Origin of the sequence: Pseudomonas marvdashtae, assembly GCF_014268655.2 — a bacterium.
GTDB lineage: Bacteria > Pseudomonadota > Gammaproteobacteria > Pseudomonadales > Pseudomonadaceae > Aquipseudomonas > Aquipseudomonas marvdashtae.
This window is the reverse complement of sequence record NZ_JABWQX020000001.1, coordinates 1,393,994-1,414,011: the sequence shown is the minus strand read 5'-3', so window position 1 is coordinate 1,414,011 and position 20,018 is coordinate 1,393,994. Positions and strand designations below refer to the sequence as shown.

The 20,018-nt window shown below is 61.2% G+C and carries 24 protein-coding genes and 2 pseudogenes; 10 read left to right on the top strand and 16 right to left on the bottom strand.

From position 1 onward, the window contains the following. Nucleotides 1-54: 54 nt before the first annotated feature. The 3 genes from HU742_RS06575 to HU742_RS06565 are packed head-to-tail and all read right to left on the bottom strand — an operon-like array spanning nt 55 to nt 1,912. Complete coding sequence (locus HU742_RS06575) at nt 55-597, bottom strand: DUF2937 family protein (protein ID WP_025212399.1); 543 nt, start codon at nt 595-597, stop codon at nt 55-57. Between the two features lie 12 nt (nt 598-609). Next, complete coding sequence (locus HU742_RS06570) at nt 610-1,386, bottom strand: class II glutamine amidotransferase (protein ID WP_186636051.1); 777 nt, start codon at nt 1,384-1,386, stop codon at nt 610-612. A gap of 31 nt (nt 1,387-1,417) precedes the next feature. After that, nucleotides 1,418-1,912: an MFS transporter gene (locus HU742_RS06565; protein ID WP_186636048.1), complete on the bottom strand. Its 495-nt coding sequence runs from the start codon at nt 1,910-1,912 to the stop codon at nt 1,418-1,420. A gap of 159 nt (nt 1,913-2,071) precedes the next feature. Here HU742_RS06565 and HU742_RS06560 point away from each other — a divergent pair, with 159 nt between their 5' ends. Continuing rightward, nucleotides 2,072-4,126: a S9 family peptidase gene (locus HU742_RS06560; protein ID WP_186643728.1), complete on the top strand. Its 2,055-nt coding sequence runs from the start codon at nt 2,072-2,074 to the stop codon at nt 4,124-4,126. 106 nt (nt 4,127-4,232) lie between these two features. Further along, nucleotides 4,233-4,706, top strand: a complete 474-nt coding sequence (locus HU742_RS06555; RefSeq protein WP_186614101.1) for a cyclic nucleotide-binding domain-containing protein — start codon at nt 4,233-4,235, stop codon at nt 4,704-4,706. Here the strand turns inward: HU742_RS06555 and HU742_RS06550 are convergent. Then, complete coding sequence (locus tag HU742_RS06550) at nt 4,703-4,990, bottom strand: hypothetical protein (protein ID WP_186636043.1); 288 nt, start codon at nt 4,988-4,990, stop codon at nt 4,703-4,705. The genes HU742_RS06555 and HU742_RS06550 overlap by 4 nt on opposite strands. A 75-nt stretch (nt 4,991-5,065) precedes the next feature. Here HU742_RS06550 and HU742_RS06545 point away from each other — a divergent pair, with 75 nt between their 5' ends. The 4 genes from HU742_RS06545 to HU742_RS06530 all read left to right on the top strand — a co-directional run bounded on the left by HU742_RS06545 (nt 5,066) and on the right by HU742_RS06530 (nt 7,210). Further along, nucleotides 5,066-5,752, top strand: coding sequence for a spermidine synthase (locus HU742_RS06545; protein ID WP_030141186.1), 687 nt, complete (start codon nt 5,066-5,068; stop codon nt 5,750-5,752). Nucleotides 5,753-5,800: 48 nt separating this feature from the next. Further along, nucleotides 5,801-6,175 (top strand): YajD family HNH nuclease, encoded by a 375-nt coding sequence (locus HU742_RS06540; RefSeq protein ID WP_025212393.1) that lies wholly within the window; start codon nt 5,801-5,803, stop codon nt 6,173-6,175. A 110-nt stretch (nt 6,176-6,285) separates the two neighbouring features. Then, a complete protein-coding gene (locus HU742_RS06535) occupies nt 6,286-6,756 on the top strand; it encodes an RNA methyltransferase (RefSeq protein WP_186643726.1) in 471 nt (156 codons plus the stop codon). 76 nt (nt 6,757-6,832) lie between these two features. Beyond that, nucleotides 6,833-7,210, top strand: a complete 378-nt coding sequence (locus HU742_RS06530) for a YgaP family membrane protein (protein ID WP_186614109.1) — start codon at nt 6,833-6,835, stop codon at nt 7,208-7,210. A 28-nt stretch (nt 7,211-7,238) separates the two neighbouring features. On the opposite strand, the gene HU742_RS06525 is transcribed toward HU742_RS06530, so the two are convergent. After that, nucleotides 7,239-8,468, bottom strand: coding sequence for a hypothetical protein (locus tag HU742_RS06525; RefSeq protein ID WP_186643724.1), 1,230 nt, complete (start codon nt 8,466-8,468; stop codon nt 7,239-7,241). A 31-nt stretch (nt 8,469-8,499) separates the two neighbouring features. Further along, nucleotides 8,500-8,949: a YcgN family cysteine cluster protein gene (locus HU742_RS06520; protein ID WP_186643722.1), complete on the bottom strand. Its 450-nt coding sequence runs from the start codon at nt 8,947-8,949 to the stop codon at nt 8,500-8,502. A 137-nt stretch (nt 8,950-9,086) separates the two neighbouring features. Between HU742_RS06520 and HU742_RS06515 the strand changes: the two are divergent. After that, nucleotides 9,087-9,212 (top strand): annotated as a pseudogene (locus HU742_RS06515) (nitroreductase family protein); the annotation flags it as partial. Nucleotides 9,213-9,314: 102 nt separating this feature from the next. On the opposite strand, the gene HU742_RS06510 reads toward HU742_RS06515, so the two are convergent. The 7 genes from HU742_RS06510 to HU742_RS06480 form a co-directional block, all read right to left on the bottom strand. After that, nucleotides 9,315-10,247, bottom strand: coding sequence for a D-2-hydroxyacid dehydrogenase (locus HU742_RS06510; RefSeq protein WP_186636037.1), 933 nt, complete (start codon nt 10,245-10,247; stop codon nt 9,315-9,317). Between the two features lie 120 nt (nt 10,248-10,367). Beyond that, nucleotides 10,368-10,661 (bottom strand): YcgL domain-containing protein, encoded by a 294-nt coding sequence (locus HU742_RS06505; protein ID WP_186614117.1) that lies wholly within the window; start codon nt 10,659-10,661, stop codon nt 10,368-10,370. Continuing rightward, nucleotides 10,658-11,791, bottom strand: coding sequence for a ribonuclease D (gene rnd / locus HU742_RS06500; RefSeq protein WP_186636034.1), 1,134 nt, complete (start codon nt 11,789-11,791; stop codon nt 10,658-10,660). The genes HU742_RS06505 and rnd overlap by 4 nt, the downstream gene beginning before the upstream one ends. Before the next feature lie 121 nt (nt 11,792-11,912). Beyond that, nucleotides 11,913-12,554, bottom strand: a complete 642-nt coding sequence (locus HU742_RS06495) for a class I SAM-dependent methyltransferase (protein ID WP_186643720.1) — start codon at nt 12,552-12,554, stop codon at nt 11,913-11,915. A 68-nt stretch (nt 12,555-12,622) separates the two neighbouring features. Continuing rightward, nucleotides 12,623-14,272 carry a phosphoethanolamine transferase gene (locus HU742_RS06490; RefSeq protein ID WP_186643719.1) on the bottom strand — a complete coding sequence of 550 codons (1,650 nt, stop codon included), beginning with the start codon at nt 14,270-14,272 and terminating at the stop codon, nt 12,623-12,625. Between the two features lie 193 nt (nt 14,273-14,465). Then, on the bottom strand, nt 14,466-14,831 hold the full coding sequence (locus tag HU742_RS06485; protein ID WP_186636026.1) for a 5-carboxymethyl-2-hydroxymuconate Delta-isomerase: 366 nt from the start codon (nt 14,829-14,831) through the stop codon (nt 14,466-14,468). Nucleotides 14,832-14,902: 71 nt separating this feature from the next. Further along, the gene (locus tag HU742_RS06480) at nt 14,903-15,838 is read right to left on the bottom strand and encodes a LysR substrate-binding domain-containing protein (RefSeq protein WP_186636022.1); all 936 of its coding nucleotides are present in this window, start codon (nt 15,836-15,838) and stop codon (nt 14,903-14,905) included. A 162-nt stretch (nt 15,839-16,000) separates the two neighbouring features. Here HU742_RS06480 and HU742_RS06475 point away from each other — a divergent pair, with 162 nt between their 5' ends. The 3 genes from HU742_RS06475 to HU742_RS06465 all read left to right on the top strand — a co-directional run bounded on the left by HU742_RS06475 (nt 16,001) and on the right by HU742_RS06465 (nt 17,599). Further along, a complete protein-coding gene (locus HU742_RS06475; RefSeq protein WP_186636019.1) occupies nt 16,001-16,192 on the top strand; it encodes a YegP family protein in 192 nt (63 codons plus the stop codon). Nucleotides 16,193-16,319: 127 nt separating this feature from the next. Continuing rightward, nucleotides 16,320-17,126, top strand: a complete 807-nt coding sequence (locus HU742_RS06470) for an AraC family transcriptional regulator (RefSeq protein WP_186643718.1) — start codon at nt 16,320-16,322, stop codon at nt 17,124-17,126. A 104-nt stretch (nt 17,127-17,230) separates the two neighbouring features. Further along, nucleotides 17,231-17,599, top strand: coding sequence for a cupin domain-containing protein (locus tag HU742_RS06465; protein WP_186636013.1), 369 nt, complete (start codon nt 17,231-17,233; stop codon nt 17,597-17,599). An 11-nt stretch (nt 17,600-17,610) separates the two neighbouring features. Here the strand turns inward: HU742_RS06465 and HU742_RS06460 are convergent, their stop codons facing one another. From HU742_RS06460 to HU742_RS27005, 3 genes and pseudogenes are all read right to left on the bottom strand, one after another. Continuing rightward, entirely contained in the window at nt 17,611-18,357 is a 747-nt protein-coding gene (locus HU742_RS06460) for a phytanoyl-CoA dioxygenase family protein (RefSeq protein ID WP_186643717.1), read from the bottom strand. A 13-nt stretch (nt 18,358-18,370) separates the two neighbouring features. After that, complete coding sequence (locus HU742_RS27010; RefSeq protein ID WP_437179890.1) at nt 18,371-19,150, bottom strand: methyl-accepting chemotaxis protein; 780 nt, start codon at nt 19,148-19,150, stop codon at nt 18,371-18,373. Between the two features lie 78 nt (nt 19,151-19,228). Next, nucleotides 19,229-20,005, bottom strand: a pseudogene (locus tag HU742_RS27005) (MCP four helix bundle domain-containing protein); the annotation flags it as partial. Nucleotides 20,006-20,018 lie beyond the last annotated feature (13 nt).

Here is a 20,018-nt window from a genome sequence, read left to right as displayed (position 1 = left end):
TGGGGCCGCTGCGCGGCCCAGCGGGAGCAAGCTCCCTCGCCACGAAAAGCGCTGTCAGAGCCCGCGCAGGTCGCGCTCTTCGATTGGCCGGCTCTGGCGCAGGCGCTTGCCGCCCAGCACGACCCAGTCGATCAACCGGAACAGGCATTCCAGGCCGAACGACAGCAACAGGGCACCGCTGATGCCCCAGATCATGGCCTCGGGGGTCAGCAGGATCTGGTAGCTGTAGCCGTTCCAGGTTTCCTTGCGGATGTCCGGGTCGGCGGCCAAGGCCACTTGCAGCAGGCGGATGTACCACGGGCCTTGCATCGCCTGGAATTGCTTGTCCAACGCCTGCTGACGCACCAGCAAGGTGTTCAGGCTGTCGGCATCGCTGCGAAAGATCGGGTCTTCGCTGGCGCGGTAATGCGCTACCAGGGCTTGCATGTCGCCCTTGAAAAACTGATTCGCGGTGCCCTGGAAACCCTGGAGCCCGGTTTGCGCCTCGATCAGGTGAGCCTCGACCCGCTTGGCATAGTCGCTGACAAAGCCTGGCACCTGGACCCCGACCAGCAGGCCCACCGCGAACAACACCAACCGTAGATAACTGAGCAACATAGCGTGACGTCCTTATTCGGTCCGACCGTGGCTGACGCATTCACCGCGTCGCCACAGGCTCCATTGGCCCGGTTCGTAGCGGGTCCAGGTTTCGTTTTCAGTCAGGGGTTCGGTGGCAATCACCGTGACCACGTCGTTGGGCGTGGTTTCGGCCTGGAAATCGACAATCACGTCGACATCCTTGAGCCGCGCCGGACCGAACGGCGCGCGCCGGGTGATCTGCGCCAGTTTGGTCGAGCAATAGCAGAACAGCCAGTCACCGTCGCTGAGCAGGCAATTGAACACGCCTTTGCTGCGATATTCGCTGCAGGCTTCGATCAACGATGGCAATAAATGCTCCACGTCCACCGGTTCCGGAAAGGCTTGGCGCACCCGGTTGAGCAAATCACAGAAAGCCGCTTCGCTGTCGGTATCGCCCACGGGGCGGTAGAAGCTCACACCCGGCTGGAAATCGGCGAGCTGGCCGTTGTGGGCGAAACACCAGTTGCGCCCCCACAACTCGCGCACGAACGGGTGGGTGTTGGAGAGACAGACCTTGCCGACGTTGGCCTGGCGGATGTGCCCGATCACCACTTCGCTCTTGATCGGATATCGCTGCACCAGGTTTGCCACTTCCGACTCGCTGCTCGCGGCCGGGTCCTGGAACAGGCGCAAGCCGCGGCCTTCATAGAAGGCGATCCCCCAGCCATCGCGATGCGGTCCGGTCTTGCCCCCGCGTTGCATCAAACCGGTGAAACTGAACACGATGTCGGTCGGCACATTGGCACTCATGCCCAATAATTCACACATGCTCGAACCCTCAAAGGAATGGGAGGCCTGGCTACAGGCGCGGTTCGATACGCGAACGCTGAGGGTTGCTCGGCACGGGCGGGCGACCGTAGCGGTCATCGCCGGCGACGCCGAACGGCGGTTCGTCGTCAGGCTCGGCTGCCTCAGCGGCTTTCGCGGCGGCAGCTCGCTCCTTGCGGGCCTTTGAAGCACGTTCGATAGGGAAGCGGATCAGCACGACAATCAGGTAGAGGCCGAAGGCGATCATGCCGTACATGAGCAGGTCCGACGCTGCGCGCCAGAGATTGTTGCCAACCTTGAACAGCACATCCAGGGCGACAATCGCCAGCGCCGGCGCAACCTTTTCCTTCACCGGGTCGACGATGGTCGGGCTGAACAGCAGCACCGCCATCAACAGCCGCAGCGGCTCGCGCAACCAGCGCCACATGAAGCGGGTCATGCGCATCCATACCAGCAGGCAGCCCAAGGCGGCGAAGGCGTAGAGGCCCCAGGCAATCAGATAGTCGTTCTCGGTCATGGTGTCCATGGCAAGGCAGGCAAAGAGGCGCTTATAGTAACGGCTTTTCGCTCGTCAGGCTGCCCCGGCGTCTGCCCCTTGGCTGGCGTGGTGAGTTTTTCGGTCCGGCAACAGAACTGACGCCGCCGGCCCCTTGTCCCTTTTCGTATCCAGCCCGAGAATTTTTTCATGCCCCTATCCGCCCACGTTCCCGACGCACCGATTGCCCGCAAGGACGCCGGTGTCGACCCGTATGCCTGGCTGCAGGAGCGCGACACCGACGCCGTGCTCGAATACCTCAAGGCCGAAAACCGTTATCAGGAAACCCGACTCGCCGATCAGGCCGAATTGCGCGAAACGCTGTTCCAGGAAATCAAGGGACGGATCCTCGAGACCGACCTGTCCCTGCCCTCGCCCTGGGGCCCGTACCTGTATTACACGCGCACCACGGCCGGTGACGAATATCCGCGCCATTACCGCTGCCCGCGTCCGGCCGACGACAGCCTGACCGTCGATGAAACTCATGAACAACTCTTGCTGGACCCGAACGCGCTGGCCGGCGGCGGGTTCTTTTCCCTGGGTGCGTTCAGCATCAGCCCCGACCATCAGCGCCTGGCCTACAGCCTGGATACCACGGGCGATGAGATCTACACCCTGTTCGTGAAGGAATTGTCCAACGACAAGGTCAGCGAACTCTCCTTCGAAAACTGCGACGGCAGCATGACCTGGGCCAACGACAGCCTGACGCTGTTCTTTGGCGAACTGGACGACACCCATCGCCCGCACAAGCTGCTGCGCTATCGCCTGGACGGCACCGCCGCCGAAGAGGTGTTCCATGAGCCGGACGGGCGTTTCTTCCTGCACTGCTACCGTTCGAGTTCGGAGCGCCAGCTGATCCTGTCCCTGGGCAGCAAGACCACCAGCGAGATCTGGGTGCTGGACGCCACGCAACCGCAACTGCCGTTTACCTGCCTGGCGCCACGGGTCGAGCACCATGAATATGATGTCGATCACGGCTTGCTCGACGGTCAGTGGACCTGGTTCATCCGCAGCAACCGCGACGGCATCAATTACGCGCTGTACCAGGCCGCCGATACGGGCGAAGCGCCGACCGAGGCCGACTGGCAGAACCTGATCCCCCACAGCGACACAGTGATGATCGATGGCCTGAGCCTGAACGCCAGCGCAATGACGTTGAGCCTGCGCGAAGGCGGCCTGCCGACCATCGAAGTTCATCCACATGGCTTGCCGGCATATCGGGTGCAGTTGCCGGACGCGGCCTACAGCCTGCATGTGCAGAACAGCCTGGAATTCGTCAGCGAGCGGATTCGCCTGCGCTACGAGGCCCTGAACCGTCCGGCGCAAATCCGTCAGCTAGACCTGGCCAGCGGCGCACAAGTCGTGCTCAAGCAAACCCCGGTGCTGGGTCCGTTTGACGCCGATGCCTACGTTAGCCAGCGGCTCTGGGCGACCGCACCGGACGGCACGCAGGTGCCCATCAGCCTGGTGGTCAAGCGTGAAGCCCTCGGCCAGCCGGTGCCGCTGTATCTGTATGGCTACGGCGCCTATGGCGAGAGCCTCGACCCGTGGTTTTCCCACGCGCGGCTGAGCCTGCTGGACCGTGGCGTGGCGTTTGCGATCGCCCATGTACGCGGCGGCGGCGAGCTGGGAGAAGCCTGGTACCGCGCCGGCAAGCAAGAGCACAAACACAACACCTTCAGCGACTTCATCGCCTGCGCCGAACACCTGATCGCCGAGGGTTTCACCACGGCCGATCAGTTGGCAATCAGCGGTGGTAGCGCCGGTGGCCTGTTGATCGGCGCGGTGCTCAATCAGCGCCCCGAGCTGTTCAAGGTGGCAGTTGCCGAAGTGCCGTTCGTCGATGTGCTCAATACCATGCTCGACCCCGAGCTGCCGCTGACCGTCACGGAATACGACGAATGGGGCAATCCCGAAGAGCCGCAGGTCTATGATCGGATCAGGGCCTACGCCCCCTATGAAAATGTTCGCGCCCAGGCGTATCCGGCGATGCTGGTGATCGCCGGCTACAACGACAGCCGCGTGCAATATTGGGAAGCGGCGAAATGGGTGGCCAAACTTCGGGCCACCAAGACCGATGACAACCCGCTGCTGCTCAAGACCGAACTGGGCGCCGGCCACGGTGGAATGAGCGGTCGCTACCAGGGATTGCGTGACGTAGCGCTCGAATATGCGTTTGTGCTGAAGGTTTTGGGACGGGCCTGAGGAACTCTGTGGGATGGCCGGGTCTTAGCTCCATTGGCCTGGCATCCCATCTGTTCTCTCCCAGGCCAGGTTGACCCTGTAAACACAAGAAAAAGACCGTGACGACATGTCAGAACCGACTTTACTGAACAACCAGATTCGCGATTGGCTGATGGACTGCGGCCTGTTCGACCAATTGCTGCCCGTCGACTTCGCGGCGGCGGCGGGCTATTTCAGCGTCAGCACCATCGCCCAAGGCGAAGCGATTTTTCGCGAGGGCGATGCCGGTAGCTTCATGTGTATCCTCCATACCGGCCAGGTCGCCGTGCAGAAAACCGGCCCTGACGGCCAACCCGTCACCATCGCTACACTGCGCAGCGGCCGGGCGTTCGGCGAGATGGCCGTGCTCGACGGCGAACGGCGCTCGGCCAGTTGCATTGCAGCCACTGATTGCCAGTTGCTGAACCTGGGCAAGGACTCCCTGGAAAAAATGCTCAACGACGCGCCGAAGATTGCCGCCAAGATCATCCGCGCCCTCGCCGTCTCCCTGTCCAAGCGCCTGCGCATGGCCGACGGGCAATTGCTCTCGCAGCAGGTCTAGCCTCCAGGCGACTTGGCCTTCGGCGGCTTAGGTTCCAGGCCCGGTATCGGTTGGTCCTTCGGCGGCCTGGGCATTTCGATCGGTGGCAACAAGGGCGGGCCGCCACTTCCGGGGCCGGCCTTGGGTACGCCGCTGGGCGCGACCGGCGGGTACGGCATGGGCGTGGCGGTGCCGGGCGAACCGGGAATGCTCGGCGGCGATACCGGAATCGTCGGTTGCTGGGCCTGTGCATAACTTATCGAGAGCGCCGCCAGGGCAATGGCCGTTAGAATGCTGCACTTCATCAATGGCTCCATGGCTATTGTCTGCTTTGAGGCTAGTCCCTACCGGGCAAGTCTGCCCCTTCCCATGAGATTTCCATGAAACGTTTCGTTCTACTCGACACCACCCCTATCCCTGACAACGGCGGTGCCCTGTGCCTGTTCGAGTATGGCGAAGACTTCGTCATCAAGATCCAGGGCGGTGACGGCGGGCAGTTGATGAATACGCGCATGCACGGTTCCGAAGATGCCCTGGCCGAGATTCCTTGCCGCAAGGTCGCCGGCCGTCCTGGCTCGCGCGTGCTGATCGGGGGGCTCGGCATGGGCTTCACCCTCGCCTCGGCCCTCAAGCATTTGGGCAAGAGCGCCGAAGTGGTGGTGGCCGAACTGGTTCCCGGCGTGGTGGAGTGGAATCGCGGCCCCTTGGGCGAAAAGGCCGGACGGCCGCTGTCGGACCCGCGCACGGTGATCCGCATGGAAGACGTCGCCAAGGTACTGCAAGCCGAGCCCCAGGGCTTCGACGCAATCATGCTGGACGTCGACAACGGCCCCGAAGGCCTGACCCAGAAAGCCAACAGCTGGCTCTATTCGGCCGGTGGCCTGGCCGCCTGCGCCAAAGCCCTGCGGCCCAAGGGCGTGCTGGCCGTGTGGTCGGCCAGTGCTGACCGGCAGTTTTCCGACAAGCTGAAGAAGGCCGGCTTCAAGGCTGAAGAGGTGCAAGTCTTCGCCCACGGCAACAAAGGCACCCGCCACACCATCTGGATTGCCGAGAAGCTCAAGGGCTGAGCTAAACTCTGTCCAACCGTCATCAGTCTTTTCTACAAAGGTGAACCCATGAGTTCGTCCACCCCACCGTCCAACACTGCCAAGCTGGACCGCATCCTTGCCGACGCCCAGCGCGACCGGGAAATGGGCTACCGCGACAAAGCCCTGAAAATGTACCCCCACGTCTGCGGCCGCTGCGCCCGTGAGTTTTCCGGCAAGCGCCTGAGCGAGCTGACCGTTCACCACCGCGACCACAACCACGACAACAACCCGCAGGACGGTTCCAACTGGGAACTGCTGTGCTTGTACTGCCACGACAACGAGCACTCGCGTTATACCGACCAGCAATACTTTGGCGAGGGCTCCCTGAGCACGCCGAAGATCGCCAAGGCGACCCATAACCCCTTCGCCGCACTGGCCGGACTGATGAAAAAAGACGAGTAGCAGGCCATCGGGTGGCAAGGGAGCCTGCTCCCTCGCCACAGGCGTATCGTTTTTCGTAAGTGAACGGCATTCCCCGTATAATCGCGCCTTTTCTCAAAGGCACCCCGTCCGTGGCCAACAAACGCTACAGCTGCATCGGTCTGTTCAACCCCAAGTCACCGGAAAACGTCGGTTCGGTGATGCGCGCCGCCGGTTGCTACGGCGTGGCGTCGGTGTTCTACACGGGCAAGCGTTATGAACGCGCCGCCGACTTCGTCACCGACACCAAGAAAGTCCACTACGAAATCCCGCTGATCGGCATCGACGACCTGAAGAAGATCCTGCCCCTTGGCTGCGTACCGGTGGCCGTCGAGCTGGTGGAAGGCGCCCGGCCGCTGCCCGAATACACGCACCCGGACCGCGCCTTGTATATCTTCGGCCCGGAAGACGGCTCGCTGGACAAAGACATCCGCGACTGGTGCGAAGACGTGATCTACATCCCCACCAACGGCTGCATGAACCTGGCGGCCACGGTCAATGTCGTGTTGTACGACCGCATGGCCAAAGGCAACAACACGCGCTCGGGTCCGCAATTCCGCTGACCGGCGCGAAATTGATGGAACGACGGATTCGCTCTGGCAGTCAGCTTTATACAAATCCCCACACTGGAGACAGATCATGAGCGATAACAATCCGTTCGGGCCGGTTGAGACCACCCCTTTTCAATCCCGTACCCCGCAAAACGTACACGGCTGGGAGCGCATTGGTTCACTGGCCGGTGGGGTGCTGATGATGGGCAAGGGCCTGCGCCGCGGCGGAGTGTTCGGCCTGGCTCAACTGGCAATCGGCGGCATGGCCCTGGCCCGCGGCATCACCGGACACTGCTCGGCCAAGAGTATGCTGGAAAGGAATCGTCAGCATCTGCACGAGGCCCGCGCCCGGATCGAACAGGCGGGCGATGAGTTGTCGCGCATGAAGGCCAATGCAACGGCCGCGACCGATACAGCCACCGTTACCGGAAATGATTCGCTGGTTTCGCCGAAGGCTGGGCTCTGATCTCGGCTGTGCGACCGATGAAGCGAAATTACTGAAGTAACCGAGTGTCCAGCGCGGTGGAACGTTCGCCAAGAATGCTCTCGCTGAGCTGGACAAACTCCTCGGTATCCACCGTTTCCAACCGCATCGCGCCCTGTAGCACGTCATCGAGCGAACGCTTGTTGCGCGTCTTGAGGCGGATTTCGCGGTCCAGCTCCTGCAACAACAGCACCGCCTTGGCCACCATTGCAGGGCTCACCTGTTCGCCGCGCAAGGTTGTGACGCCCTTGCTGTCCCGGACCAGGCGATCATTCAGGCCCTGATAACGCTCATCGCTCATACCGCCAGCGCGGCGCAGCAGTTCGATGGCGTAATACTCGTTCAACCCTTCGCCAATCCAGTCGCTACGATCGTGGTCGTTGATGCGCGCCAGTACCTGGACCAATTCCCGTAATAGCGGGCTGCTGCCCCGTTCGCTGACCAGCGGTGGACGGCTGTGCAGGTAAACCGAATCGCGACCGGCCTGGGCACCCCGCCACATCGGGTCGCTCGCACCGACGATCAGCAGCTTGGCAGGATGACGCGGCAGCGCTGCCTGCACTTGCGGCCAGACGAAGGTCAGCAGCGTCAGCACGTCCATCCGCCGCATGCCCTGGCCTTGGGGCGAAGCGACGGTGACCTCGGTCTCACCCAGGCGCGTGCGGCGGCTGCCGAGCTTGCCGGCGAGCATCCAGCCCGTGGGCCGGTCGAACAAGCGCGAAGGGTTATCGATGCGAAAGCGTTGCTTGCCGATACGCGGCCAGGACGTCTCGATGCTCTTCCAGCCGACGGGCAGTTCGAACTCCAGGCGCGACACCAACTCGATGCCGTCCTGCTGATCCAGCTTGGCCGGCGGCACCAGGTCGTCGCCGCGCAGCAAGGCCCATCCCGGGGACATGCGGGTCTCAAAAGAACCGTTCTTGCGCGATTCGCTGATGCGCACGCGGTAGGTCAGGCTCGCCTTGTCGGCGGCTGGACGCCAAACGCCTCGCGAGCCGTGGCCGGGGGTGAGCTGCCATTGGCCGTCCGCCTTGAAATCGCTATAGCGGCCTTCGTCGCCGAGATCGAAATCCAGGCTGCGCACCGCCGAGCCCCGCGCGAGGGTCAGGCGCACTTCGGCCTGATCGCTCTGCGGCAACAAGTGAACGTGATAATCAAGGTCGACTTTCTGCGCCGCCCACAGCGGCCCGCACAACGCCAGCAGTGCAGCCGCCAGCATCCATTTCAATCCTGCCGCCATGGGCGCTCCCTGTGGTGCGATGTCGTTGGATTCAGCCTGCGCGGAAAATCAGGTGATCTTCCCAATCGTCTTCAGCCACCCTGCCTTCGGCCAGCATGCGCCCCGACTGGGAAATGCGTTCGTGGTGCACAGCGTCCCGATCGCCGCAGACCAGATGGTGCCACAGCGGCAAGTCCTTGCCCTCGCTGACCAGTCGATAGCCACAGGTCGGCGGCAACCATTTGAACTCATCGGCCTTGCCCGGCGTGAGCTGGATGCAGTCCGGGACAAAGTCGCGGCGATTGGGATAATCGGTGCACTGGCACGTCTTCAGGTCCAACAGTTTGCAGGCGATGCGCGTGTAGTAGACGCTGTTGTCGTCTTCATCTTCGAGCTTTTGCAGGCAGCACAGGCCACAGCCGTCGCACAGCGATTCCCATTCCTGGGGATCGAGCTGATCGAGGGTTTTGCGTATCCAGAACGGTTCGACTTTGGCGGCCATGGCTCGGGCATCAACATCACGTGGTGAAAAGGCCGACAGTCTAGTGCCGGGACCTCCCGAGGCCAAGCATTGGCGACTGCCGGTAACAGGGGCTTGTCAGGCCGGGCGCCGGGACGTAGGTTGCGTCATCACGTTCCGCCGCCGTGGCGATTGGCAAGCTGGGGGACAAATCCACCCTGGCCGACTACCTCCAGGCCCGGGAAGTCCCAAGCCCGCGCCGGCCGTTGAGCGAGCTGGTGGCCGAAGGCGACTTCACTCTGTAAGGAGCCCGCCGAACCCGTGGCGAGGGAGCAAGCTCCCTCGCCACAAGGGCTCCCGCGCACTGAAGTAGATACGGTGCTTCCACCCTTTGATCGGGGTGGGTTTCAATAGCCCCGATTGAAATCCACTTCCCCACGCAACCCATCACCGGCCTCATAGGCCCGCAGGTTTTCCAGGAACAGTTGCACCATCATCGGCGGCGAGGTCGGAGCCGAGCTGTGACCGGTCAGCAGCAGGCCCCACGCGGTCCAGAATGGATGGCGCTGCGGCAATGGCTCCTGGCGGCAGACGTCGATCACCGCGCCGGCCAAGTGCCCTTCTTTCAAGGCTTGCACCAGGTCTGCATCGACCACGGCCACGCCACGGCCGACATTGATAAACAGCCCGGTGGGTTTGAAATGCTTGAACAGCGCCGCATCATAGATGTCATGGGTGTTCGGGGTGTTCGGCAGCAGATTGATCACGTAATCCACTTCGCCCACCAGGCGTGGCAAATCTTCCAGCGCGCCGACTTCGACAAACGGCGCCAGCTCCCGGGCTTCGCTGGCGATGCCGTACAACTGCACGCCAAACGGCACCAGGAACTGCGCCACGCACTGACCGATATCACCGGTCCCGACAATCAGCACCTTGCGTCCTGCCAGGCTTTGCCCTTGGCGGTTGTCCCACTTGCGCTCCACTTGGCTGACCAACCGCGCAAGCACTTCGCGCTCATGGCCCAGCATGTAGGTCAGCACGTACTCAGCCATTACCTGGCCGAAAATACCGACGGCGCGGGTCAGTCGGTAATCGCGTGTCAAACCCTCGGCCAGCAGCGGCGTGATGCCTGCCCAGGTCGATTGCAACCAACGGGGTTGATGGCCTTGACGCAACAGCGTCGCCAACAGATCAGGCTGGCCGAGCCAGACCGGGCAGTCCGCGGCCAGCCGCGACAACTCGGCGGAATCGCCGCTGGTCAGCACTTCGATATCGGGTGCAGCTTGGCGCAGAAGCTGGGCATACACCGCGTGGTCGTGTTCGGCAATCAGAACGCGCATGAATCTAACCTTTCAAAAACAGTGCAGACGGCCGCTGACAGAGTATCGCTCCGTCCCTACGGACCATCGCCAAATCGTTTCAATGTTTCAAGAGGCGCCGAGACCGGCGCCTGGGTAGTGTCAGATCGGGTCGTTGCGTCGCAGCAACTCTTCCGGCAAATGCTCGATGTACTCGTCTTCGGCCGGTGGCATTTGCAAGTGATAACCCTGGGTGTCGAGATTTTCCAGCACCTTGTTGATGTCCTCCCGAGACAGCTCCCGCTCGGGACTCAGCACCAGGTCAAAGGCATGGATCGCCTTGCCGAATGCCGCCATTAATGGCTCCGGCACACGCTTCAAGGCATCGCTCTTGAGCACATACAGGTACATCTCGTTTTTCTTCGAGCTTCGATAGATGGAGCAGATACGTTTCAAGGCTGTTCTCCGGCGGTGGCCAGGCTGTCGAGCAGGGCCTGGCCCATCAACTCGCGGCGCCAGCCACGCAGCGAATCGGGCAATTGGTAAGGACCCTCGGGAAAGCCGCTTTTTAACAGGGCTTCGAGGGTTTTCTTGCGCAGCATCAGCTCCGGCGCTATGCCCAGGCGCTCGGCTTCGGCCTGCCCCAGCGCCTTGAGGCGCTTGAGCAGCGCCGACGCCTCGATGGGCAGTGGCTCGGGCACGGCGGGTGGCCATTGCTCGGGGGGCACGCTGGCCGCACGTTTGATCAGGTCCAGCAGAAATTCGCCGTCCTGGCGCACGGTACGCGGATGCATGTCTTCGATCTTCGCCAGCGCGCCGAGATTATCCGGCTGCGTGCGGGCCAGGGGCCACAGTGAATGCTCACGGATGATGCGATTGCGCGGCAGGTCACGGGCCCGCGCTTCGCGCTCGCGCCAGGCACACAGCTCGCGCAGCACGGCCAGTTGCGCACGGGACAGCTTCCAGGCCAGCTTGGCCTCGCGGTACACCTCGTACGGGTCGATTTCGCGACGCAGGTTGGCCACCAGTTCGGCGCCGTCCTCTAGCACCCAGGCGTACTTGTCGTCGGAAAGTTTCGGGCGCAGCTGTACGAAAACTTCCGCCAGATGCACCGCATCTTCCGCGGCGTAGCTGATTTGCGTCTCGGACAAGGGCCGTTGCAACCAGTCGGAACGGGTCTCGCCCTTGGGCAGTTCGATGGCCAGTACTTCCTGCACCAACCGCGAGTAGCCCATGGAAAAACCAAGGTTCAAGTAGGCGGCGGCCAATTGCGTGTCGAACAACGGCGCGGGCAGGCTGCCGGTCAGGCGCAGCAGGACTTCCAAGTCCTCGCTGCAGGCATGCAACACCTTGAGCACCGCCGGGTTCTCCAGCAGCGCGGCCAAGGGTTTCCAGTCATTGATGGCCAAGGGATCGATCAGGTAGGCGCGCTTGCCGTCGCCGATCTGAAGCAAGCCGGCAATCGGATAAAAAGTGTCGACCCGCATGAATTCGGTGTCGAGGGCGACGAATGGCAACGCTTGCCATTCGGCGCAAAACTGACCGAGGCTATCGTTGTCGCGAATCCAGTGAATATCGATGGCCACACGGCTCTCCCTTGAAGAATGGCGCGCAGTATATATCGCCGTCGGCGGTTGCGAGCATCTACGGAGCAAGAGCTTGAGAGAAATCGCCTGCGCAAACGCAAGAATAGTCCTACATCCAGAGTTAACCGGCCTTGCGTAATACGTAAACTCGCTTCATCGCGAAACCCGGCAGGAAATCCTGGTGCCACAGCACGGTGAATCCGGCCTCGATGAACTGCGCTTCGACGTCGCCCTTATCGGCCAGGCCCCGCAGTGTCGGCTTGCCGAGCTTGAGAGGCCCTTCGATCTGGACCGAGACAATCACCGTGTCGCGACTGACCCGATGAAATTCGTGCAGCAAGGCCAGGCGATGCTCGCTGGCCTTGACGTGCAGAAACAGCTGCAAACAAAAAATACAGTCGACCGCATTGGCTGACAGGCCGAGGGTAAACGCCGAACTCGGGAAAGTCGTGACCCGTTCGAGCAATGCGCCTTCATGATGGCTGCGGGCGTGCTCAAGCATGCCTGGCGACGGGTCCGCCGCCAGGATCACCCGGTTGGCATGTTCGCCCAACACCGGCCAGAACCGCCCCGCCCCACACGCCACGTCCAGCACCAGCCCAGGCTCACCCGCCACTTTCAAGGCGTTGCGCACCAACTGCTCGTCACGCCAGAACGCCAGGCGCAAGCGGCGAGGCGCCGGCTGACGGCAAATTTGCGCATGCTCCTGGTCATGCTGCCTGGCGAACTCAAGCTCGACAGTGGATGGGGATTGCCGGGGCATGCTCACAGCTCATGAAGAAAGATTGAAGAACAGGTTAAACAACGCTGCGTGAAAAAAAGGTGTAGGCATTATTTCCGGGCCAGCACACCGTCAATCACCGCACCGCGACAGCTGGCGAACAAGTCGAGATCCTGGTTGTAGACTTTGCTGTTGACCTCCAGCAGCCCAAGCATCGAATGGAACAGGTTGTCCTGGCTCAGGGGTTTGTCCCGACTCAGTTGCAGGCAATGGGTATCGACGGCGAAGGACTTTTGGTAGCTGTCGGAAAACCAGGCCAGCATCGCCACGTGCTTCTGTTGCTCCGGGGCCAGCATGTACGGCGTGCCATGAAGGAACAGGTTGTATTCGCCCAAGGACTCGCCATGGTCCGACAGGTACAGCATCGCGGTGTCGACTTTGTCCTGATTGGCGCGCAGCAGATCGATCAGCGTCGACAGCACGTGATCGGTGTACACCAAGGTGTTGTCGTAACCGTTGACGATGCTTTCGCGACTGCAATTGTTCAGCGCGTTGCTTTCGCACACCGGAGTGAAATGCTCGTACTCCTTGGGATAACGCTTGAAGTACTCCGGCCCATGGCTGCCCATCTGGTGCAATACCAGCACAGTGTCCTTGTCGAGGGTGTCGATGAAATGCTGCAGGCCCTGGAGCAGAATCTCGTCGCGGCACTCACTGTTGGCGCACAGGGTCGGGTCCTTGAGATTGCTCACATCTTGCACCGTGACCCGGTCGCAGGTGCCTTTGCAGCCGGACTGATTGTCCCGCCAGATCACCTCCAGCCCGGCGCGCTTGAGCACGTCCAGCAGGCCCTCTTCGTTCCTCGCCTTGCTGGCGTCGTAGTCCTTGCGCCCCATGTTGGAAAACATGCAGGGGACCGACACGGCGGTTTCGGTGCCGCAGGAATGTACGTCGGTGAAGGCGATCAGCCCCGCCTCTTTATCCAGTTGCGGCGTGGTATCGCGGGTGTAGCCCAAGATGCCGAAGTTTTCGGCCCGGGCACTCTCCCCCACGACCAGCACGGTAAGGGATTTTCGCCCATGGGTCTGCCAGGCGGGATTCCGGCTCGCATCCTCGCCCAAGGCAATGAACGGTTGCTTGGCCGACGCGACCTGCTCGCGCAAGTAGCCGATCGACGCGCCAATGTAGTTGCTTGGCACGACCATCAAGTGCAACTCGTGGTGGTTGCGAAACAACGAAGACAGGCCCTGGTAGTTGATCAATGCAACCCCACCGAGCACGGCCGCCGAGACCACCGCGACAATCAACTTACTTAACAATTCCTTGGGCCAGCGACGATAGTTTACGGGGGTCTTGAACAACAGCAAGGCTGGCAGCACGCCCAATAAAAAGAGATAGCCAAACAATTTTATTGACAGTAAGCCACGCACTTCCGTGGCATTGGTTTCGGCGAAGTTGCGCAACATGCCGGCGTCGATCAAGACCCCATACTGGGCCATGAAATACGCCACGCCGGCACTGATCAGAAACAGCAGCGTCAGCACAGGCTTGAGCAGCGGACGGAACGCCAGCAGCGTCAGCACCAGGTTGAACGCGCAGAACACCATCACGCCAAAGGCCAGGCACAGCAAAACTCCGTGACCGTCCGATGCGGTGATCATGAGCAGGTGTTGCCAGAGCACCAGATTAAAGCCCACTAGTAGAAACGCACTGGCGATCAGCGTCACCCACTCGGGGCGCACGGCTTTAACAGTTGACATGATGGCGAGGACTTCCTGAACGTTCTTTATAAGGCTGGCGCAGTAAATGTGAAAAATTCATTTCCTACGGCAACACAAACTCTAGATAGCCCGCCATCAATTTTTCGTGAAAAAGTTGCTGTTAAATTATTATTTAAGTGGCCACTTCAAACAGCCATCGCCTAATCGATCCACGGCGTGTGCACACCGTATTTCAAAGACCGATGGCCGCCTTGGCGTAAGGACCACGGTCGATGTCTAGAATCTCCACGCACAACTGCACGCTGACCCCGGCCGGCCACGGACCAAGCTCCTGGACCACGGCCAGCAGATTGTCTGCCAGTTGTTTCTTGATTTCCGGCGAACGACCGCTTAGCAGCGCCAGTTTCACATGCACGAACCCCCGCTCACCGATGCCAGTGCCGACCCGAAAGGTCTCGATTTTCACGGCCCGACTCTTGATGTCGAACTCTGCGGCGAACTGCCCGGACGCTACCAGCGCGTTGTTCAGGCGCAACAGCGCGACGTCGGCGTTCAGCTCAGTCAGGTTGGCGGTGTACTCCATGTGCAGGTGAGGCATGTGTTCGACTCCAATTCGAAAATATGATCTTGAGATGACAGCCGCCGCAACCATACCTCGACTTTGCTGTTTCAGGCAGGTTTTGTTTCGCCCATCGGACCCACGCGCTCACTCATGAACGCCTCCAGACGGGACCTCAGCCAACGCTCGGCCGGGTCATTGTCGACGTGGCTCAGCCAGACCATGGACAGGTCCAGGGTTGGCGTCTTGAAGGGAAAAGGTTCGCTGAACAACTGGCCGGAAGCAGCCATGGCGGTGGCGGTATAGTCCGGCAGGCTGGCGATCAGGTCCGTGCCTGCCAGTAGCGCCGGCAATGCGCTGTACTGCGGCACCGACAGCACCACTTGGCGCTTGCGACCGATTTCCGCCAGCCATTCATCGGCATACCCGGCGATGTTGGCGGTATGGGACACCAGCACGTGTGGCCGCGCGCAGTATTCGTCCAGGGTCAACGGCGTGTCCGAGGCATCGGCCCGCAACACGCAGGGCTGGATGTGCCGCAGCAGCTTGCGCTTGGCGTTGGCCGGTAACCCGCGAGTCTGGCTGATACCGACAGTGATGTCGCCGGACGCCAGCAGGTCGGGGATGCGCCAATAGTCGACGTGCTGCACCACGAACACGATCTGCGGCGCCTCCTGGCGCAAGCTGCGCAACAGCGGCGGCAGCAGGCCAAACTCCACGTCATCGGACAGGCCGATGCGAAACGTCATGGTGCTGCTGGCGGGATCGAAATCATGGGTCAGGCTCAAGGCCACCGACAGCGAATCCAGGGCCGGCGACAGGTGCTGGATGATTTCCTCGGCCCGGGCAGTCGGCTCCATGCGATGACCGACGCGAATGAATAACGGGTCGTTGAACAGCGTGCGCAAACGGTTGAGCGCCGAACTGATGGTCGGTTGGCCCAGGAACAGTTTCTCCGCTACCCGTGTCACGTTGCGCTCGAGCATCAGCGTTTCGAAAACCACCATCAGATTGATGTCGGCCTTGCGCAGTTCGTTGCGATTCATCCATGGCTCCTGGTTCGCGTTTTGAGCAGGTGCTGCAATTTTCTGAAATATCTCACAATCATTGGAAACGTTTTCCCAATAGCGAAAACTTTCAGCTTGGCTAGGCTTGCGACGACATGTACGAAACATGCCTTGAATCAGTAAATCGCAGGGAGCGAACCGATGTATTTTGAGATCTACAGACAGACCCGAGGTACCCCGAACACCGGACAAGGCCAATGGCGCTGGCGCTTGAGGGCCGGCAATCATGAAACCATCGCCAGTGGTGAATCCTACGTGAACAAGGCGGATTGCCTGCATGTTATCGGGTTGATCAAAAGCGCCCATGGCGAGACGCCGGTGAAGGAGATCTGAAGCCGGACACGGGCACACCTCGAAAAGCTGCTCAGCTAGACGAGCAGCTTTGCTCACGCTGGAGTTTTTTGCTGCACGAGGCACCAGACAGGTATCGTGTGCGGACAACAGCGAGAGGTCGTTGCCCATGACTCAATCAAGCAGCCGTCGCGATTGGCTGATGCGCGCGCCTGAATCGAGGAGACTGGAACGCATCGAGGCCTATTTCAGTGGGCATGGCTACACCACCCACCGACATGACACCTATGCCATCGGCTTCACCCTTTCCGGTGTCCAGAGCTTCAATTATCGGCACAGCAAACGTCATAGCCAGCCGGGCGGCACCATCGTGCTGCACCCGGACGAGGTCCATGATGGTGAGGCCGGGACAAGCGACGGCTTCCGCTACCGGATGTCGTACATAGAGCCATCGCTGATCCAGCAAGTACTGGGCGGTAAGCCGTTGCCCTTCATTGAAGGCGGGCTGTCCAACGATCTTCGCCTCAACATCGCGACCCGCAGGCTGCTCGGCAGCCTGGAACATGGCCTCGATCCGCTGGAGGAAGAAGACGCCATCTACGACGTCGCCCAGGCGCTCTCTGTCGCGGCGGGTGGCCAGCGTGGACGCCGACTGATCGACTATCCGGCGGCAGAGCGTGCACGCCTACTCATCCACGACGCCCTTGACCAGCCGATTACCCTGGATGACCTGGTTCAAGCCAGTGGCCGGGACCGGTGGAGCCTGTCTCGGGATTTCCGCGCTTTGTACGGCACCAGCCCCTACCGCTACATCACCCAGCGTCGATTGAACGAAGCTCGGCGATTGGTATTGCATGGCGTGCCGTTGAGCGAAGCAGCCGTGGCTTGCGGTTTTTTCGACCAGAGCCATATGACTCGACTGCATACCCAGGCTTTTGGTATTTCACCGGCACGCTGGCTAAAGATGCTGCGTTGAGGTGTTACGCCGCGCAACGCCAAAGCTGCACGATCATCCAATACCTGCCTCGCCCTTGCGCCGTAAGGTAGCGCTCATCACCCAGTTTTGAGGAGCGTGTCCCGATGAATCAGTACTCCCCGATCAACTTCGCCCAGAAATACTCACTGTTTGATGAACAGTGGGCGCCAAAGGTCATCGCCGAAATGAACGACTATCAGTTCAAGATCGCCCGGCTAGAAGGCGACTTCATCTGGCACACCCATGCCGACACCGACGAAACATTCGTCGTGCTGGAAGGTGAGCTGCGTATCGACTTTCGCGACGGCGCAATAACGATTGGCCCGGGCGAGATGTTCGTGGTGAAGAAGGGTGTCGAGCACAAACCCAGTGCCGAACGGCAAGTGAAACTGCTATTGATCGAGCCTCGGGGCGTCATCAATACCGGCGAAGAAACCAATGAGCGAACGGCGGTCAATGACGTCTGGATCTGACCGAGCCAGGTTCAGTCGTATTCTGCTTCCTGATGGTCGCCCAGCAGCCGTCGCTGGCGAGGTGTCGCGGCGGCCAGGACCTCAGGGTTGAACTGCCAATGTAAATAAGGCGAGAACTTCTGCGCAATCATCCGCCGGCCGTAGTGCACCTGGAGCATGTACCGCGTGCGGTCGACGGTGCGGTTGTCACTGCCGGCGTGCCACAACTCGCTACGCAATATCAGGACATCGCCCGCCCGGCACAGCACTGGCTGCGCCGCACGGCCCTGCCATTGCGTTTCACCCGCCATTGGCGCGCGGCCAGCCTTGTGGCTGCCGGGAATGACCTGTGTCGGGCTCAAGTCGGCATCGATGTCATCGAGATAAAACTGCGCGGTGAACACCTGCATCGGCAGGTCAAAGGCCGGGTTTTCCAACAGGCTGGAGGGTAGCGCCATAGGAAGGTAATCCAGATGCAGCGGGGCGCCGATGAAACCTGGATGGCAGCGCCAGGCCGTCTGACCGATGATGTGACAATCCTCCCCCAAGGCAGCCTCGGCCAGCTCGATCACCCCGCTCACTTCCAGGTACGGCAGCCAGAACGGGTCACGGTTGAACACACATTTGTAATGATCGATGACGCCGCTGTAGTCCCAGTGCTGGGGTTTCAGCTGGTCGGTTGCGTAACGCAGGTCGGCGATCTGCCCCGCGCTCAAGACAGCCTGCATCAGGACAAAACCGTCCTGATGCAACGCTCGCAACTGATCGGCAACGGACACGACAACACCTGCCTCAGGTACGGAAGCGGCCGGTCAGCTCTGCCAGGTTTCTCGAAAGATTGGAGAGCTGCTGGCTGGCCTGCATGCTCTGGGCAGAATTGGAGGCCGCTTCGTTGGACAGATCACGGATATCGGAAATATTGCGGGCTATTTCCTCGGTGACGCTGCTCTGCTCTTCACATGCGCTGGCGATCTGCGCGGCCATGTCGTTGATCCGTTGGATCGAACCACCGGTACCGCTGAGCACCTGATCGACACCCGCGGCGCGTTCAACACTGTCCCGGGCCTTATCGCTACCGACCTGCATGGCTTGCACGGCCTTGGCGACACCACTTTGCAAGCGCTCGATGCGAACCTGGATGTCCTTGGTCGAATCCTGGGTCCGCGCCGCCAACGCCCTCACTTCGTCGGCGACCACGGCAAAACCACGGCCTTGCTCACCGGCTCGCGCAGCTTCGATGGCCGCGTTCAGCGCAAGCAAGTTGGTTTGCTCGGCAATGCCGCGGATTACCTCGAGTACGGCGCCGATGCTGGAAGTTTCCTGGGCCAGTGCCTCGATCGTGCCCGAAGCGCTCTCCACTTCTTGGGCCAACTGGCGGATCGACTCGATGGTACTGCTGACCACCTCGGCACCGTCACGGGACTGGCTGCTCGCCTGCTGCGCGGCGCCCGAGGCATTCGCCGCGTTATGCGCCACTTCATGCACCGCCGCGCTCATCTGCGTGGCGGCGGTGCTGACCTGATCCAGTGCGGCGTGCTCGCTGCTAATCAATCGGTCATTCGTCGCCGCCATGGTGGCCATGGCGCGCGCCGCGGAGTCGACTTCCCCGGTCACCCGCCCGACCTCGGCGATCAAAGGCTGCAGCTTATCGAGAAAGCGGTTGAAAGCGCTGCCGAGCTGGCCCAACTCATCGGCCGAACGCACTTCGAGACGCCCCTTCAAATCGCCCCCGCCCTCGGCGATCTGCTCGACCCTTTGCAACAACCGGCGCATAGGGGTCAGCACTACCAAGGGCAGAACAACGATTACCAAGATGCAACCAAGCAGGCCGACCAGCAGAATCACGCCCTGATGTATACCGACGGCCTCGCCGTTTTCAATCGCCGCGTCGCCCTCACGGTGCGAGGCGGCATCTTCCAGCTCACCCAGCTTGTCGATGGAATCACGCATGGCTTCGAACAGGCGCTCGCTGTCACTAAAACTCAGGGCGCTGGCACCCTGCGGATCGCCGACAGACTGCTCGAGGACCCGCCGCGAAACCTGCATCCATTTGCCGAAGCTGTCATTGAACTGACTGACCAACGCCTGCGCCTCGGCACCGGGCTGCATTGCGGCATATTGCTGCACACGGTCGTAAGCCTGCTTGGCATTCTCGCCATGACTGGCACTCAGCGCTTGCACATGTACGTCTGCATGACCATCCAACAGACTGCGCTCGGCCACGAACGCCTGATAAAGATCACGATCAGCATTGAGCAACAGGCTGATGGCCGGCAGATAACGTTTAGTCAATTGCGTGCTGGATTCGGTCACCTGGTTGATGCCACGCATGCCTGTCCACCCCATCAGGGCCAGCAATACAGCCAGGAAGGCGATCGGGAGAGTGATTTTCCAGCGAAAGCCAAGGTCGGCAAAAAATCGCGGCATGGGGGTCACTCCT